The sequence below is a fragment of the Actinosynnema sp. NPDC004786 genome (assembly GCF_053601135.1).
The window spans coordinates 65,850-80,732 of sequence record NZ_JBSGBG010000029.1 but is presented as its reverse complement, the minus strand read 5'-3'; the positions used below and the strand labels follow the sequence as shown (position 1 = coordinate 80,732).

13 protein-coding genes and 1 pseudogene are annotated in these 14,883 nt (G+C 71.1%); 4 read left to right on the top strand and 10 right to left on the bottom strand.

What is annotated here, in order from left to right; all coding sequences use genetic code 11:
* From ACWEFJ_RS24580 to ACWEFJ_RS24545, 8 genes are all read right to left on the bottom strand, one after another.
* A complete protein-coding gene (locus ACWEFJ_RS24580) occupies positions 1–1,140 on the bottom strand; it encodes an LLM class flavin-dependent oxidoreductase (RefSeq protein WP_449715196.1) in 1,140 nt (379 codons plus the stop codon).
* A 100-nt stretch (positions 1,141–1,240) separates the two neighbouring features.
* Entirely contained in the window at positions 1,241–2,080 is an 840-nt protein-coding gene (locus ACWEFJ_RS24575) for a helix-turn-helix domain-containing protein (RefSeq protein WP_449715195.1), read from the bottom strand.
* A gap of 212 nt (positions 2,081–2,292) precedes the next feature.
* A complete protein-coding gene (locus tag ACWEFJ_RS24570) occupies positions 2,293–3,723 on the bottom strand; it encodes an MFS transporter (RefSeq protein ID WP_449715194.1) in 1,431 nt (476 codons plus the stop codon).
* 127 nt (positions 3,724–3,850) lie between these two features.
* On the bottom strand, positions 3,851–4,528 hold the full coding sequence (locus ACWEFJ_RS24565) for an HAD family hydrolase (protein ID WP_449715193.1): 678 nt from the start codon (positions 4,526–4,528) through the stop codon (positions 3,851–3,853).
* The gene (locus tag ACWEFJ_RS24560; protein ID WP_449715192.1) at positions 4,525–4,794 is read right to left on the bottom strand and encodes a phosphopantetheine-binding protein; all 270 of its coding nucleotides are present in this window, start codon (positions 4,792–4,794) and stop codon (positions 4,525–4,527) included. The genes ACWEFJ_RS24565 and ACWEFJ_RS24560 overlap by 4 nt, the downstream gene beginning before the upstream one ends.
* Positions 4,787–5,824, bottom strand: a complete 1,038-nt coding sequence (locus tag ACWEFJ_RS24555; protein WP_449715191.1) for a beta-ketoacyl-ACP synthase III — start codon at positions 5,822–5,824, stop codon at positions 4,787–4,789. Before ACWEFJ_RS24555 ends, ACWEFJ_RS24560 begins: the two co-directional genes overlap by 8 nt.
* Positions 5,814–6,782 carry an AvrD family protein gene (locus ACWEFJ_RS24550; protein WP_449715190.1) on the bottom strand — a complete coding sequence of 323 codons (969 nt, stop codon included), beginning with the start codon at positions 6,780–6,782 and terminating at the stop codon, positions 5,814–5,816. The genes ACWEFJ_RS24555 and ACWEFJ_RS24550 overlap by 11 nt, the downstream gene beginning before the upstream one ends.
* Before the next feature lie 1,047 nt (positions 6,783–7,829).
* Positions 7,830–9,716, bottom strand: coding sequence for a hypothetical protein (locus tag ACWEFJ_RS24545; protein ID WP_449715189.1), 1,887 nt, complete (start codon positions 9,714–9,716; stop codon positions 7,830–7,832).
* Positions 9,717–9,989: 273 nt separating this feature from the next.
* On the opposite strand from ACWEFJ_RS24545, the gene ACWEFJ_RS24540 reads away from it, so the two are divergent.
* Both ACWEFJ_RS24540 and ACWEFJ_RS24535 read left to right on the top strand, forming a co-directional pair.
* Positions 9,990–12,002 (top strand): ATP-binding protein, encoded by a 2,013-nt coding sequence (locus tag ACWEFJ_RS24540; protein WP_449715188.1) that lies wholly within the window; start codon positions 9,990–9,992, stop codon positions 12,000–12,002.
* 104 nt (positions 12,003–12,106) lie between these two features.
* Positions 12,107–12,571, top strand: coding sequence for a toll/interleukin-1 receptor domain-containing protein (locus ACWEFJ_RS24535; RefSeq protein WP_378089990.1), 465 nt, complete (start codon positions 12,107–12,109; stop codon positions 12,569–12,571).
* A 9-nt stretch (positions 12,572–12,580) separates the two neighbouring features.
* On the opposite strand, the gene ACWEFJ_RS24530 is transcribed toward ACWEFJ_RS24535, so the two are convergent.
* The gene (locus ACWEFJ_RS24530) at positions 12,581–14,137 is read right to left on the bottom strand and encodes a toll/interleukin-1 receptor domain-containing protein (RefSeq protein WP_449715224.1); all 1,557 of its coding nucleotides are present in this window, start codon (positions 14,135–14,137) and stop codon (positions 12,581–12,583) included.
* Positions 14,138–14,172: 35 nt separating this feature from the next.
* Complete coding sequence (locus ACWEFJ_RS24525; protein WP_449715187.1) at positions 14,173–14,475, bottom strand: hypothetical protein; 303 nt, start codon at positions 14,473–14,475, stop codon at positions 14,173–14,175.
* Between ACWEFJ_RS24525 and ACWEFJ_RS24520 the strand changes: the two are divergent.
* Together ACWEFJ_RS24520 and ACWEFJ_RS24515 are read left to right on the top strand one after the other, a co-directional pair.
* A pseudogene (locus ACWEFJ_RS24520) lies at positions 14,430–14,684 on the top strand (MmyB family transcriptional regulator); the annotation flags it as partial. The gene ACWEFJ_RS24525 and the pseudogene ACWEFJ_RS24520 sit on opposite strands and share 46 nt — an antisense overlap.
* A gap of 18 nt (positions 14,685–14,702) precedes the next feature.
* Positions 14,703–14,849, top strand: coding sequence for a hypothetical protein (locus ACWEFJ_RS24515; protein WP_449715186.1), 147 nt, complete (start codon positions 14,703–14,705; stop codon positions 14,847–14,849).
* Positions 14,850–14,883: the final 34 nt, after the last annotated feature.

Sequence of the window (14,883 nt, the reverse complement as noted above, 5' to 3'; positions counted from 1 at the left end):
TCACCGCGCGGGACCCGGCACGATCGCGGCGTCCCGCACCGCCGCTTCCCTGTCCGCGCGCCACTTCCCGCTCCAGGCGATCGAGTCCAGGCCGCGCACGGTGGACCCGGTGAAGACCGGGGCGACCTCGGTGGCCAGCAACTCGTAGCAGCGCTTGGTCGCCCACCAGGGCGCCCAGCTCATCACGTACGCGAGGAAGGTGCCGAAGCCACCGGTCCGCTCGCGCAGGTCGGCGATCGCCTCGACGGCGTCCTCGACCGAGCCGATGATGGCGCGCTTCTCGGCGACCGCGGTGAGGACGTCCTCCCGTGCGGACGCCCCGGGGGTGACCGGGGCGCCGACGGCGTCGCCCCAGTAGTTGTGCATCCACCGCCCGAAGCCTCGTTCCACCTGGGCGTATGCCTGCTCGCGGGTCTCGGCGACGTGGATGGGGACGGCGACCCGCCACCGTGCCCGGTCCACCTCGGTGCCGTGGACCGCCGCCGTCTCCTCGGCGATGCGCCACTGCGCGGCCAGGTCGACCGCCGGCCACCCCGGTGGTGGCGCGCCGAACGACAGGAGGTCCATCCCGAACTCGGCCGCGACCCGCGGTCCGAACGGGGATCCGACGCTCGACACGGCGAACCGGATTCCCTCCGGGGAGTACGGCGGCAACTGCATCCGCGCGTCGACGAGGTCGTACCAGTCGGTGTGCTCGGTGATCCGGCGTGTGCCGTTGACCAGCTCGATGATCGTCGGTATCGCGGCCAGCGTGCGGGGCTTCAGCCGATCCGCGGCGATGCCCAGCATGTGCGCGTCGTTCGGCGTCGCGCCGGGGCCGAGGCCCAGGACGTAGCGGCCCTTGGTGAGGTGGTCGAGCAGGAGTGCCCGGGTGGCGATGTGGAACGGGTGGTGGAAGGGCACGGTCACCACGCCGTTGGCCAGCACGATCCGCTCGGTGCGCATCGCCGCCGCCGCGATCATCGTCTCCGGCGCGCCGACCAGGGGCCAGCCCAGTGAGTGGTGCTCGCCGAACCAGCACTCGTCGAAGTTGAGCCGGTCGGCGAGTTCGACCAGTTCCAGGTCACGTTGGAGGTTGACGTGCGGATCGGTCCTCGGGTCGTGCAGGGGCGAGAGGAAGATCCCGAATCCTGTGTGCATGTTTCCTTCCATCAGGACTGACGGCGGCATCGGAAACCCGCGGACAGCCGCCACCGATCGGGGTTCACGGCCGGCGCGGAGGGGCGGACTCGGAGGCGGTTCACCCTCCCGCCGCGTCCGGAGCGGCGGTGCGCGGGTGCAGCGGGTAATAGGCGACCAGCTTCATGCCTGATCGTTCGGCGAAGCACAGGGTGGTCCAGTGCATCAGGCTCGGGCCGTGCTCGGTCTCGACGAACACCTCGCCGCAGGAATCCTCGGCGATGTCGTGCTGCCGCCAGAGCCTGCGGAACCGCGGGATGTTCTCCGACAACTGGCGCACGAGCGCGCACACCCGCTCGTCACACGGGTAATACGACGTGTGCGTGCGAAACCGGGCGACCAGGTCCTCCTGCACCCGCCGGATGTCGGTGAAGGCGGCGGCCACGGCCTCGTCCTCGAACATGGCCCGTACCAGGTTGACGCCGGGCCGCAACCCCAGGACCGCACGCGCGGGATCATTGGCGACCAGCACGTTCCAGGTGTGGTCGATGACGTAGGCCGGTCCTGCGGACCAGTACTCCGCGTACGGGCGCAGCAGCGTGTCCGGGATGGCGCCGTCCGGCTCGGCCACCTTCGAATCCAGCCCCGCCAGCCGGCGGATGTAGAGCCGCTCGTTGAGCGTCATCCGCAGCACCTGGGCCAGGCGGTCGAGCACCGCCGCGGACGCGTTCTCCGCCCGGCCCTGCTCTATCCAGGTGTACCAGGAGAAGCCGACCCCGGCCAACTGCGCGACTTCCTCGCGACGCAGGCCGGGAGTGCGCCGCTTCGCGCCGGGGGTCAACGGTATGCCCACCTCCTCCGGCCGGATGGTCGCCCGCTTGCGGGCCATGAAGTCACCCAGTTCGCGCAAGGCCGTGTTGCCTCCGACCGCCCACGGGCTCGTGGTCGCAGGAATCCCCATCTCTTCCTCCCCTGTTTCCGCCTTGCGCACCGACCCGCTCCGGGAACGCCTGTCATCCACCGCTCGGCCACCGAACGGGAACCACCTTCGCGGACTGTCGGCGCAGTTCTCATCCCTTCGCGGACCGCTCCCCCGGCCCGTTCCGGTCCACCACGACCCACCGCGTCGGCCGGATCACCCGTTCCCGGACGGCGGGTGGAACACCGACGCGGTCACGGCGAAGTCGCTCCCGCTCCGCGCTGGGCGTCGACCGGATCCGCGGCGCCGACGGCGGGGATCCGCTTGACGCGCAACGCCGCCCCGAGCAGCGCGGCGACCACGACGATGACCGCCGCGACGTAGGAAGCGACCTGCGCGCCGTTCACGACATCCGCGTCCGGGCTGCTGCCCGTCGCGGCGGCCCCGGAAACCGCCACCAGCACGGCGAGGCCGACCGCGCCACCGATCTGCTGTCCGCTGGACGCCACCCCGGAGGCCAAGCCCTGCTGCTCGTCGGGCAGGCCGGAGGTCGCCGCCGCGTACATGCCGGTGAAGATGACGCCCTGCATCACGCTGAACACCACGATTCCCGGGACGAGGCCGAGGAAGGAGCCGTCGACGCGCAGCAGCACGGCGAACAGCACGATGCCGGCGCCCGCGACGGCCATCGACGCCGTGAGCATCGTTCGCAGGCCGATCGTCGAAGCCAGCTTGCCGCCGAGTACGGTGCCCACCAGCACGCCGACGCACGGGAGGATGAACGCCAGGCCCGTCCTGAACGCGCTGTAGTCGTAGACATCCTGCAGGATGGTGGTCAAGAAGTACGGGATTGCGCCGAGGGTCGCCATGAAGGCGAACGCGATTCCGGTCCCGAGCACGAGGTTGCGGTGCCGCAACGCCGTCAGCGGGATCAACGGCTCGCGGGTACGCGACTCGATCACCGAGAACACCGCCAGGAGCACGACCGCCGCGATCAGGCTGACGACCGTCACCGGGGCCGACCACCCGACCGCGGGTCCCTGCACCAGGCCGAGCACCAGCAGGGTGGACGCGGCGGTGATGGCCACCGCACCGGGGATGTCGAAGGAACGCAGAGACCGCGGGACGTCGGCGTCCCGCGGGATGGAGGCGGCGGCGAGCAGCGCGACCAGTACGACGATCGGCAGGTTCACGAAGAACACCGCGCGCCAGCCCAGCCACTGCGTGAGGACGCCGCCCAGCAGCGAACCCAGCACCATGCCGCTGGACCCGGCCGCGCCCCAGATGCCCAGTGCGCGGTTGCGCTCGGGCCCTTCGGCGAAGGCGGTGGTGATCAACGACAGCGTGGCGGGTGCGAGGACGGCGCCGCCGAGGCCCTGGACGGCACGGGCGACCAGCAGGACCGACGGGCTCTGCGCGACACCGCCGAGCAGCGATCCGACCGCGTAGAGGGCCAGGCCGACGTAGAAGACGTTGCGGCGGCCGAGCAGGTCGGCGCAACGCCCGCCGAGCAGCAGGAAGCCGCCGAAGGCGATGGTGTAGGCGCTGATCGTCCACTGCAGTTGATGCGCGTCGAACCCGATCGAGGAGATGTCGGGCAGCGCCACGAAGACGATGTTGTAGTCCAGGCCGATCGTCAACTGGGCGATCGCCAGGGCGGTCAAGGCGAGCGCCGGTTTGGACACTCGGGCAGCGGTTGTCGGGAGAGCCACCGGGATCCTCCGCGGAGAAGAAAGGGGGTGATCGGACGCCCGGGGGCGCCGGATCGTTCGAGTTCGCATAGTACAAGTTCGAACTATGTCGCTCAACCGGTCAAGCCGGCACGTCGATGACTCGCCACCCGCGCACGGCGGCCTCGGCCACGAGCGGCCCGCGCGTCCGGTCGGCCACCACCACGGCCTCGTCGACCGCGGCGAGCATCTCCAGATCGGTGATGTGGTCGCCGTAGGCGGTGCTGTGCCCGGGTGGCGCGCCCGCCAGGTAGTCCCGCACCGCGCGGGCTTTGCGCTCGCCCAACATCGGGACCCCGGTGGCGCCGGTGTAACGACCGTTGACGACCACCATCGGCGTGCACAGGACATCGGTGGCGTCGAAGATGCCGGCCAGCGCCGCGAGCGGCGCGTCGAACGACGCGGACACCAGCACCAGCGCGGCGCCCGCGCTGCGGCGCGCACTGATCTCTTCGACCACCGCGCGGTGCGCGAACCGGGCGCGGTCCGACCGGAGTCCCGACCGCACCCACCGCTCCGCCACGTCGAGCACCTCCGCCACCGGCCGGTCCGCCCACCACGAGTACAGCAAGGGGGCCGTGCGGGACCGGGGAACGCCCGACGCCGCCGCCTGGCGCACGGTTCGGACCAACACCTCGGCCGCGGCGATCGCGTCGCGGGTCCCGGCGTCGAACAGCAGGAGGTCGACAAGGCTGGAACCGCGGATCAGGGTGCCGTCCACGTCGGCGAACACGACCCCTGCCGGGACCGCGGCCCTCATCCGGCGGTGCGGGTCGAGTCGGCGCGCCTGCGCTCGTTCACCAGTGCCGCGAGCGTGCGGAAGTCGCGTGCGCCGACGATGTCATCCTCGGAGAGCCGCACGTCGTACCGCTTGAGCAGCACGACGCCCAGCTCGACCAGGACGAGCGAATCCAGGTCGAGGTCGTCGAAGGAGGTGCGCTCGTCGACGTCCGCGGCGAACTCCGGGAAGTGCTCGTTGAACGTGTCCGCGATGTCCAGGTAGGTCAGGTCCGTCGTCTCACCCATCGTTGTCTCCCAACACAGTCGTGACGGACAGCCGGGAAGGCCAGACCAGCGTCGCCGCACCCCAGGTGGTGCCACCGCCGAACGCGGTGAGCAGGATCTTGTCGCCGGCGCGGAAGCGCGGGCTGGCCGCCGTCATGGCGAGCGGGATCGACGCGGCGGAGGTGTTGCCGACCCGGTCCAGGTGCACGACCAGGCGTGATTCGGGGACGTCGAGCACGTGCGCCACCGAACGCAGGATGCGGATGTTGGCCTGGTGCCCGACCACGTGGTCGACGTCCGACGCGCGCCAGCCCTCATCCCGCAGCGCCGACCGGCAGGAGGACGCCATCGCGTCCACCGCGGCCTGGAACACCCTGCCTCCCTGCATCCGGAAGAACTCGCCGAACTCCTGCCCCGGCAACGACCGCGCCCGCGACCCTCCTCCCGGCACGGTGATCCAGTCCGCGGCATCGCCGTCGCTGCCCAGGTGGAACGTGCCCCAGCCCGGTTCGCCGGCGACCTCGCCCCGGCCGATGACGGCCGCGCCGGCGCCATCGCCGAAGATCACCGCCGTCGCCCGGTCGGTCGGGTCGAGGATCGAGCTGAACGCGTCGGCGCCGATCACGAGGACGGTCGACGCCCACCCGGACCGGACGAAGGAGGTCGCGATCGAAGCCGCGTACAGGAACCCGCTGCACACGGCCTGCACGTCGAACGCCGGGACGGTGCCGAGGCCGAGCCGCTTCGCCACCGCGGGCGCGGTGGCCGGGCTGGGGTGGTCGGGTGTCGTCGTCGCGACCACCACGGCGTCCACCGCGGTGCGGGCGGCGTGCCGCAGCGCCCGGCGACCGGCCTCGACGGCGAGGTCGCTGGTCGCCTCGCCGGGAGCGCAGCGGTACCGGACGCGGATGCCGGTGCGCTGCGTGATCCACTGGTCCGTGGTGTCGAGGCGGCGCTGGAGGTCCGCGTTGGTGACCCGGACGCCAGGGACGTAGCCGCCGATCCCGAGCACCGTCGCCGGCGGTGAGTCCGCGCGCGGGTTACCGGCCACGGCCGGACTCCGGGAGGGCGTGCGCGACCGAGCAGCTCAGCGTCATCGACGCCCGCCGCGACCGCAACGTCGCGACCCGCCAGCGCCGGCCGCGCATCGTCACGACGCGCGGCGACCGGATCTCGGCGGTGATCCGGTCGCCCGGCACGCGCGGGCGCAGCGGCGACGTCGCCTCGAACAGCGTGCTGCGCATCCACAGCGTCCCGCTGTCGGCGCGGCTGACGCCGTCCAGCGCGTACAGGCCCACTTGGCCGAGTTGCAGCATGTCGGCGAACGCCTCGGCGAAGGTCACGCTCTCGGGGTAGCGGGACTCGATCTCGGGGAAGGACTCCCCCTCCGCCTGCCCGGTGCGGTAGACGACCGTCGCCGACACCTCGGCCGAACCCGGGGCCACCTCGACGTCGACCAGGTCGGCCACCGTGGTGCGGTAGGTGCGGGGCACGTCCACCGCGCTCGGGAACCGGACGGCGTCACCGGGATCCACCTCCACCGTCACCGCCATGCCGCCGACCGCGACCGAGAGCGTCGGAACCGCCGGGTCGGACGAGCCGCGCACCCGCGTGGCCGACACCGGGATCCGATCGAGCCCGTCCTCGATCGGCACGCTGCCCGCTTTGATCGCGCACCGACGCACCCACGAGGCGCCGAGCGGCCGGCCCGCACCGGCCCGCTCGCGACCGAGCAGCGACGACGCGGCCGAGACCGCGAGCAGGTACGCGTCGATCGTGCTCACGTGCACGTCCTGCGGGCCGGCTGCCTTGACCGACCATGGCGCGGGGTACTCGACCGACCCGAGCCCGACGGACCGCATGGCGCCGTCGACGCCGGGGGCGCGGTCCACCGTCCGCAACCGCACCACACCCTGCCTGAACCCGTTCCCGAAGTACCGCCGGTCCCGGTCACCGAGAAGCGCGTCGACCGGTTTCCCCGAGCCGATCCGCGAACGCGAGGTCACCATGCTGGAACTCCCCCTCAAGTCCACTCTGGGACGGAATAGTGAAACACATTCTAAGAGCCACCCGGGATCGCGTCGTGGTTCCACTGATCGTATTTGTGACGCCAACAGGCAGACGAATTTTAGAGCCATCGGCGACCGAGCGCGCACAGAATCACAAAAGACACTTCGATGTCACATGATTACCACAGGAGAACTTTCCACGTCGCCGAACAAAAAGTGTCCCGGCCCGGTCGACCGACCGACACGACGACCACCGAGCACGCGATCGACCTGCGAAGACCGCACATCTCGCCGCTACGATCACGCTTCCGATCCCCGCCGCCCCACCGGTTCACGGGTTCCGCCCGACCCGGAGTCGCCGATTACCCGCCACTCCCCGTCCCGCCTTGGCCTGTTCGGCGGCCCACCCCTTGATCTGTTCGGCCGGCTTCATTTTCCTCATAGCGGTAGGCCGGTCGGGCGCAGGCCCGACAGTCGTCACGACCGGTCTGACCCGGCCCCGCTCCGACCGACCCGCCCGGGCGGCGCGGGCCTCGAGCCGCCCCGAAGGGAATCCGAAACGATTCCGGCCAGGCAATCGGATTGGGGGAACCTTTTCTCGGGTACACGGCTGTGACCGTCGGCGCGATGCCCTTCCACCGCTCGATCAGCGCGCCGGGCTCCGCCAACCACGGCAACAGGTGCGCCGATTCCGCGTGCAAGATGTCGGCGTGCGATCCATGGATTGCCTCGGCCGGAAACCGGCAGCCGAACGAGTGGCCGACCAGGTGCAGGTGCCGGCGGCCGGCCCTGGTGCGCAGCGGGCCGCGCGGCCGTTCGCGGGGATCCCCATGTGGTTGTCAAGCCGCAGGCGGGGTGGGGACGGGGTCGGGGTGTCGTAGGGGTCTTGGTGCGGAGCATGGCGAACAGGACGTCCGGGCCCACGACGTCCGGCCGCCCCGGGCCACTTTGCCGCCGACACCGGGGTCCGTCGACCGGGCGCTCGATCGACGGGCCAGTCGCCTCGGGCGGGAGTCGTGTGACGCCAATCCCGGGACGCCGCCTCGCTCAACCCTCCAGCTTCGTGATGGTCGAGTCGACTTGAGCCGTCCGGTTCTGCGCCCTGTAGAGGTCGAGCGCTCGCTGCCACTGGACCCTGGCGGCAGCGGGGTCCACGGCGGCGTAGGCGTCTCCCAGGCTGGCCATGGCGTCGGCTTCCTTGTAGGTGTTCTCCAGGGAGCGGAACTCCCGCACGGCTTCCCGGTAGTGCGCCACGGCCTGGTCGTGGTGACCGCTCATCCGAGCTATGTGCCCCAGGCAAACCGCCGCTTCGGCGACACCGTAGTGATTGCCGTGCGACCGCTGCGCCTGCATCGACTCCTCGCCGAAGCGCCAAGCCAAGGCGTAGTTCCCCACCCCCGCCTGCGCCCACGCCGCGGTCGTGAGCCCGAGCGCCGTTCTCAGCGCGTTCCCGATCCTCCGGTACCGTTCCAGGGCCTCCATTGCGTGGTCGACCGCTTCGTGGTGCAGGCCGCGACGGGAGCAGTTGCGGGAGAGCGTGCGCAGTGCCGCCGCTTCGCACGACAGGTCGACGTCGCGTGCCAGGGTGACGGCTTCGCGGAGGTGGTCCTCGGCCTCGTCGAACCGGCTCAGCCGCGAGCACGCCTGGCCCATCTGCCGGTGCGCCCACGCCAGCCGCCGTCGGTCGCCCAGGGCGTGCGCCGCTTCCAGCGCGGTCGTCCACGTGTCGTAGTAGTCGTGCAGGTGCCCCCGCCACCGCTGGAAATCCATGAGGTGCCAGGCCACGCTCCAGGCCACGTCGTGCCACTTCCGCCGCAGCGCCTCCCGCTGGACGGCCAGCAGGTTGCGATGCTCCGCGCTGAACCACGGCAGCACGTCGGACGCCTCGATGCGGGCGACCGGCCCGGCGAGGTCGTCCGCCGTCTTGTACGGGGTCAGAAGGAGGTCGGCGGCGCGCGCGGTAGCCAGGTAGTGGTCGACGAGGCGCCGGAGCGCGACGTCGCCGCCGCCGGCCGACTCGCGGGCGTACAGGCGGACCAGGTCGTGCATCCGGTAGCGACCCCCGTCGACCGACTGGACGAGGTTCATCGTCTCCAGGGTGTCCAGCAGCGGGACGACGTCGTCCACCGGGCGGTCGGCGAGGGCGGCCAGGCCGGTCAGGTGGAGGTCCTGTCCCGGGTTCACGGCCAGCAGCGAGAAGACCTCGCGGGCCTCGTCGCGGAGTGTCGCGGCCGAGTTCGCGAGCACGTCGCGCACGCTCTCCGAGCCGTCCTTGGTCCTCATCGCGTCGAGACCCCGGGCTGCCAGCTCCCGGGCGAGCGCCGACAGGGGCAGGGCCGGTCGGTCGATCGCGCGCCCGGCGGCGATCAGCAGCGGCAGCGGCCACTGCCCGCAGCGCCGCGCGATCTCGGCCACAGCTCCGGGCTCGACCACGAGGCGGTCGTCGCCCTCCGGCAGCGCGCGCCCGAACAGCGCACCCGCCTCCTCGGCGCTCAACGCCCCCAGCCGCCGCAGGCGGAACCCGTTGACCCGCAGGCCGTCCAGGTGGACGCGGCCGGCTGCGATCAGCGTGGAGTCCGACGGTCCCGGCAGCAGCGGCCGAAGCTGCTCCGGGGATCCCGCGTTGTCCGCGAGGACCAGCACCCTCAACCCGCTGAGCACTGTCCGGTAGTGGTTGACGAGTTCGTCCGGGTCCCGGGGGATCGCCTCGTCGGGCTCGCCGAGCGCCTCCAGGAAACGCCGGAGCACGGCGGCGGCCACCGGTCGGACCTCGGCCGGGTCGGCGCCGCGCAGGTCCACGTACAACTGGCCGTCGCCGTAGCGGTCCCGGCGCGAGTGCGCCCACTGGAGGAGGAGCCCCGTCTTGCCGATCCCCCCGACCCCGCTCACGTACGGCGCGTGCCCGTCGGCGACCACCTCGTCCAGCCACCGCAACTCCTCGGACCGCCCGACGAACGACGAAGACCCCCTCGGCAGCTGCGCCGGCCTGTTCGACGGGCGCCTGGGGATCGAGATGTGGACGCCACCCGCGATCGCCCCCGCCTGCACCGCGACCCCGACGGATTCGGCACCGACCTCGTTGCGCCATAAGGCGGCATCATCACCAGCCTTGTCCACGCACCCACGGTATCCCACCGAACACGCGCTCCAACCCGTCGATCTCCGGCGGCGGTCCCGCACATCTGCGGAGCACGAGGAGGGCCCGCAGTGGAGACTCGCCCGGTGGACGTCGGCAACCGGGTGGCCGCCGAGGCCGTGGAGAACATCGTCCAGGTCGGGGTCGCGCATTTCCACTCGCCGGCGCCGGTGGCGCCATGCCAGCTGCCGGCGGTTCCGGGCCCGTTCGCCGGGCGGGTCGTCGAACTCGCCGAGCTGGATCGCCGGGCGCCGGTGAACGTGATCGTCGGCACGGGTGGGATCGGCAAGACCTGGCTCGCCGTCCGCTGGGCGCACCTCCGGCGCGAACGGTTCCCGGATGGACAGTTGTTCGTGGATCTGCGCGGGTTCAGCCCCGAAGGTCGGGCCCTCCCCTCGGAACGGGCCTTGCGCGCGTTCCTCGCCGCGCTCGGGGTACCGCACGACGCCATCCCCGTCGACCTGGACGCACAGGCGGCGATGTACCGGAGCCTGCTGGCGGACAAGCAGGTGCTCGTGGTGCTGGACAACGCCGCCGACGCACGACAGGTCGAGCCGCTGTTGCCGGGCGGCGACACGTGCACGGTCGTGGTCACCAGCCGACGACGACTCAGAGACCTGATCACCCGATACGACGCACGACACCTGCTGCTGGACGTGTTCGGGCCCGACGACGCCCACGCCGTGCTGGTCCGGCGATTGGGCGCCGACCGGGTCGCCGCCGACCCGGCGGCGGTGGCCGACCTGGTGCGGCTGTGCGCCGGTTTCCCCCTCGCCCTCGGCATCGTCGCCGCCAACGCGCGCACGCATCCCGGGTTGCCGCTGACCGAATTCGCCGCCGAACTGCGCGACCTCGACCTGCCCGAACTCCACGACACCGTGCTGACGTGGTCGCTGCGCAGGATGTCCGCCGAGCAGCGGACCGCCTTCGCCCTGCTCGCCCACGCGCCGGGACCCGACGTCGGACTGCCCGCCGCGGCACGCCTGTTCGACCTGCCCCACGGGGAAGCCCGCGTGCTCCTCAACGACCTGACGGACGCGTCCCTGCTCGAACGCAGACCCGGCAGTCGCTACGGGATGCACGACCTGGTCCGCGCCTTCGCCACCGGCCTTCGACTGCCGGCGTCCGTCCGCACCGAGGCGCTGTCCCGGGTGGTGCACTTCTACACCACCGCGGCGCACACCGCCGACCGCGTGATCAACCCGAGCAGGCCCGAACCGGTGTGGCGCGGTGACCCACCGGTCGAGTTGCCCGACCTCGACACCGCGCAGGCGTGGTTCGACCGCGAACACGCCAACCTCCTGGCCGCCCAACTCGTCGCCGACCACCCCGCGGCGTGGCACCTGGCGTGGTGCCTCAACGACTTCCACCGCCGACGCGACCTCCGCCACGACGAACTGGCCACCTGGCGGACCGCACTGTCCGCCGCCGACCACCTCACCGACCCGCACGCCCGCACCCGTGCCCACCGCTTCCTCGGCCGCGCGTGCAACGAACTGGGCCGTTACGACACCGCCGCCCACCACCTGAACCAGGCTCTCAAGCTGAGCCCGGATCCCGTGCAGCACGCCCACGCCCACCGCGAGCTGGCCCGCACCTGGTCTCAACGCGGCGACGACCGCCGAGCGCTACACCACGCCACCCGTGCCCTGGAGATCTTCCGCGCCGCGGACGAACCGGTGTCCCTGGCCCGCAGCTTCAACCAGATCGGCTGGTACACCGCGTGCCTCGGCGACTACGACACCGCCCGCGCCCACTGCCGGACCTCCCTGGCGCTGCACCGGGAACTCGACGACCCGGACGGCCTGGCCGACACCGAGAACAGCCTCGGCCACATCGGGCGACGCGCCGGCAGACACCTCGAAGCCCTCACCCACTACACCAACGCGCTGACCGCGTTCCGCCTCCGCGGCAGCACCTGGCAGACCGCACAAACCCTGAGCCACCTGGCCCACACCCACGCCGCGCTGGACAGGCCCGACCGAGCCCGGGCGGCCTGGACCGAAGCCCAATCCCTGTACCGCCGGCTGGGCCGCTTCCCCGACCCGGACCGGGCCGACGCCGGCCTGCACCCCGCACGCTGACCCGGGAACTCCGCCACCCACTCACTGGCGACACGCAACGTGGTCGACCGCGGATTGCTGCGGCCTGCGACCGAACCTCGACTGACCCGGCCTACGCTGTCTTCATGGTGGACGATATTCCGTCGGGGCACGTCTTCCTGTCCTACGTCCGCGAAGACGCCGATCGGGTGAACCGATTGCAGCGCGCGCTCGTGGGCGCAGGTCTGCCCGTCTGGCGGGACACGGACAGCCTGTCGCCGGGGCAGGACTGGAAACTGGAGATCGGCAACGCGATCAACCGCGACGCCTGCGCGTTCATCGCGTGTTTCTCCGAACACAGTGCAGCGCGTGACAAGTCGTACCAGAACGAAGAACTGGCCCAGGCGTCCGAACAGATGCGGCTCCGACGCCCCGGAAAGCCCTGGCTCATCCCGGTGCGCTTCGCTGCCGTCACGCTGCCCTACTTCAGCCTCGGGGCAGGGCGAGCCCTGAGTGACCTGCACGGGGTGGATCTCATCGGCGATGACTGGGACTCCGGTGTCGCCACCCTGGTGAGAGCGACGCGAATGATCCTCGACGCGCAGCGCTGAGCACGGTCGTCAGTCGGTTCCCGACAGTGACCTGAACTGCCACAGGTACAGGATTGCGTTGTTGTCGCCCGCGGCGAGCATCTTCCCGTCCTCGCTGAACGCGATACTCGTGATGCTGGACCCGTCGCCGACCTGGACGCTCTTGGCGGCTTCGTCCACCACCATGCGCCCGCCGACCTGTCGCGAATTCCACAGGTGGAGCCGGCCGTTGAAACCCACGGCGAACATCCGTCCATCGGGGCGGAAGGCGATGACCGCGTCGCCGACGGTGAATCCGGGCTCCTCGAGCAGGACGGCGATCTGCCGGTCGGCGGGCAGGTCCCATGCCACCAAGTTGTGCGCGTTGCCGTCCGCATCGATCGCCCCTGCGGCGACGAGCAACGTGCCATCGGGGTTCACCATGGTCGGCCGACCCATCTCCGGGAATTCGTGGAGCCTCCTGGCCGACGTCACGTCCCACACCACCACGCTGCCCTTGCCGCTCACGTCGCTGCGCAGACCGCAGGTGATCATGTTCCGGTCCTGGTCGAAGGCCACCGCGTCCACGATGTGCGGTGTGGTCGTGGACGCGACGAGCGTCGCCGAGGTCACGTCCCAGGTCTGCAACCTCCCGTTGCCACTGCCACCCACCACGAGATCGGTGCCGGGGACGAAGGTGAGGAACTGGAGGTTGTCCGTGGCGAGGGGCGGACTGCTGGTGAAACTGGACATGTCCCAGACGCGGACCTGGGAATCCGACGTGCCGGTCGCCAGGTGCCGCCCGCTGGCGCTGAACGCGACCGGCGCCGCGCCACCGGTCAGGATCTGCACTCGTTGGTGACTGACCGTGTCCCACAATCGCGTCGTGCCTTCGAGGGTCTCGTTGCCACCGGTGGCGATGAGCGCGCCATCCCGGGTGAAGGCGATGTCGGCAACGCCCAGGAGGCCCCAATGGCCGGTTTCCCACTGTTGGGGATTCCCGATCTCCACCGTGTGCGACGCGCCGGAAGCCAGCCGCCCGTTGTCCGGGCGCCCCCTCGTGTCGGCGGACGTGGACGTGACGTAGACGAGTGCCGCGCCGCCCGCGGCGGACAGCAGTCGACGCCGGGTCAACAACCGCGGTTGGTCGTCCGACTCCAGCGCGTGGACCACCACGCGCACGAGCTTGGCGATTCCCTCGTCCCAGTGCCCGTCGAAGAGGTCGATGCGCTGCAACGAATCCAGGCTCTTGCCCGCGCCGAGGTCGAAGTCGGGCAGGGTGCACTCGGCGAACCGGATCGGGATGATCCACGGCCGGCCGGGTCGGCGCACCCGCATCTGCTCGACCGCTTGGTTCAACTCTTCGTACTGGTAAGAAATCTCCCGCTTTTCGCTCACCTCGGAGAAGCAGGCGATGAAAACAAGGCTGTCGTGGGTTATCGCGCGACGGATCTCGATCTTCCAGTCCTGTCCCGGCCACAGGTCTCGGGTATCCCGCCACACTTCCACACCGGCGGCCTCCAACGCCCGCTGCACGCGGTCGGCGCGAAGAGCGTCTTCCCGAACGTAGGAGATGAAGGCGTGACCGGGCGGGCGCCCTACGACCATCGGGTCCACCCGGTCATCGTAGGGCAGGGGCACCGCTATCGGAAACGCCCGTCAAACCTATTCCAGTGACCGCAAATATGCGGACATGATGCGCTCGACCACGATTCCCCGGCACAATTCCACGCCGACTGACATGCCGCCTCCGGGTAGCGATCCGCCCGCGGACGCCATCCGGAACCGCTGGGCCGTGCCGACAGCGCGACGGCCTTTCCGTCGGCGATGACCTCGCGCGCCGCGACGCGTCCGGCGAGCCGGGCGGCGATCAGCGCGGCGGCCGTCATGCCGGCCGCGTTGGCGGCGAGGTCGGCCGAGTACGCGACCGGGGACGTCCCGTTCATCGAGTGCAGGACGAACGATGAAGACCTTCCACCTCCACGTCGTCGGTGATCTCGACCTGGCGCACGAGAGCATGGAACTCCGCGCCGAGCCGGACCTCGTCCTGACGATCAACGCGGCCGAGCCCGCCTCGCCGGCCGCGCCGGCGCTGTCCCTGCTCGCCTCCTGGGCGGCCTTCGAGGCCGGCATCGCGTCATCGCCCGAGCGCTGAGCACCGGGCGCTTGGCGGATGCCTGCGGGCCACCGGGTCCTGTCGGGTCGGATCGAGCCCGGCAAGGTCTTCGACCTCACCCTGCCCCTGGAGCAGGCAGCCGGAAGCCACCGTGCCGTGGACGAGCGCCGGGCCATCAAGGCCCTCCTCACCTCCCGATCGTGACGCCGCAGCGTCCCCTCCGGGGAGAACTCCCCCC

What these genes read in the sequence shown, in the direction of transcription:
- ACWEFJ_RS24580 (WP_449715196.1), bottom strand. Translation starts at nt 1,140, where the DNA reads ATGCACACAGGATTCGGGATCTTCCTCTCGCCCCTGCACGACCCGAGG.
- ACWEFJ_RS24575 (WP_449715195.1), bottom strand. Translation starts at nt 2,080, where the DNA reads ATGGGGATTCCTGCGACCACGAGCCCGTGGGCGGTCGGAGGCAACACG.
- ACWEFJ_RS24565 (WP_449715193.1), bottom strand. Translation starts at nt 4,528, where the DNA reads ATGAGGGCCGCGGTCCCGGCAGGGGTCGTGTTCGCCGACGTGGACGGC.
- ACWEFJ_RS24560 (WP_449715192.1), bottom strand. Translation starts at nt 4,794, where the DNA reads ATGGGTGAGACGACGGACCTGACCTACCTGGACATCGCGGACACGTTC.
- ACWEFJ_RS24550 (WP_449715190.1), bottom strand. Translation starts at nt 6,782, where the DNA reads ATGGTGACCTCGCGTTCGCGGATCGGCTCGGGGAAACCGGTCGACGCG.
- ACWEFJ_RS24535 (WP_378089990.1), top strand. Translation starts at nt 12,107, where the DNA reads ATGGTGGACGATATTCCGTCGGGGCACGTCTTCCTGTCCTACGTCCGC.
- ACWEFJ_RS24530 (WP_449715224.1), bottom strand. Translation starts at nt 14,137, where the DNA reads ATGGTCGTAGGGCGCCCGCCCGGTCACGCCTTCATCTCCTACGTTCGG.
- ACWEFJ_RS24525 (WP_449715187.1), bottom strand. Translation starts at nt 14,475, where the DNA reads ATGAACGGGACGTCCCCGGTCGCGTACTCGGCCGACCTCGCCGCCAAC.
- ACWEFJ_RS24515 (WP_449715186.1), top strand. Translation starts at nt 14,703, where the DNA reads ATGCCTGCGGGCCACCGGGTCCTGTCGGGTCGGATCGAGCCCGGCAAG.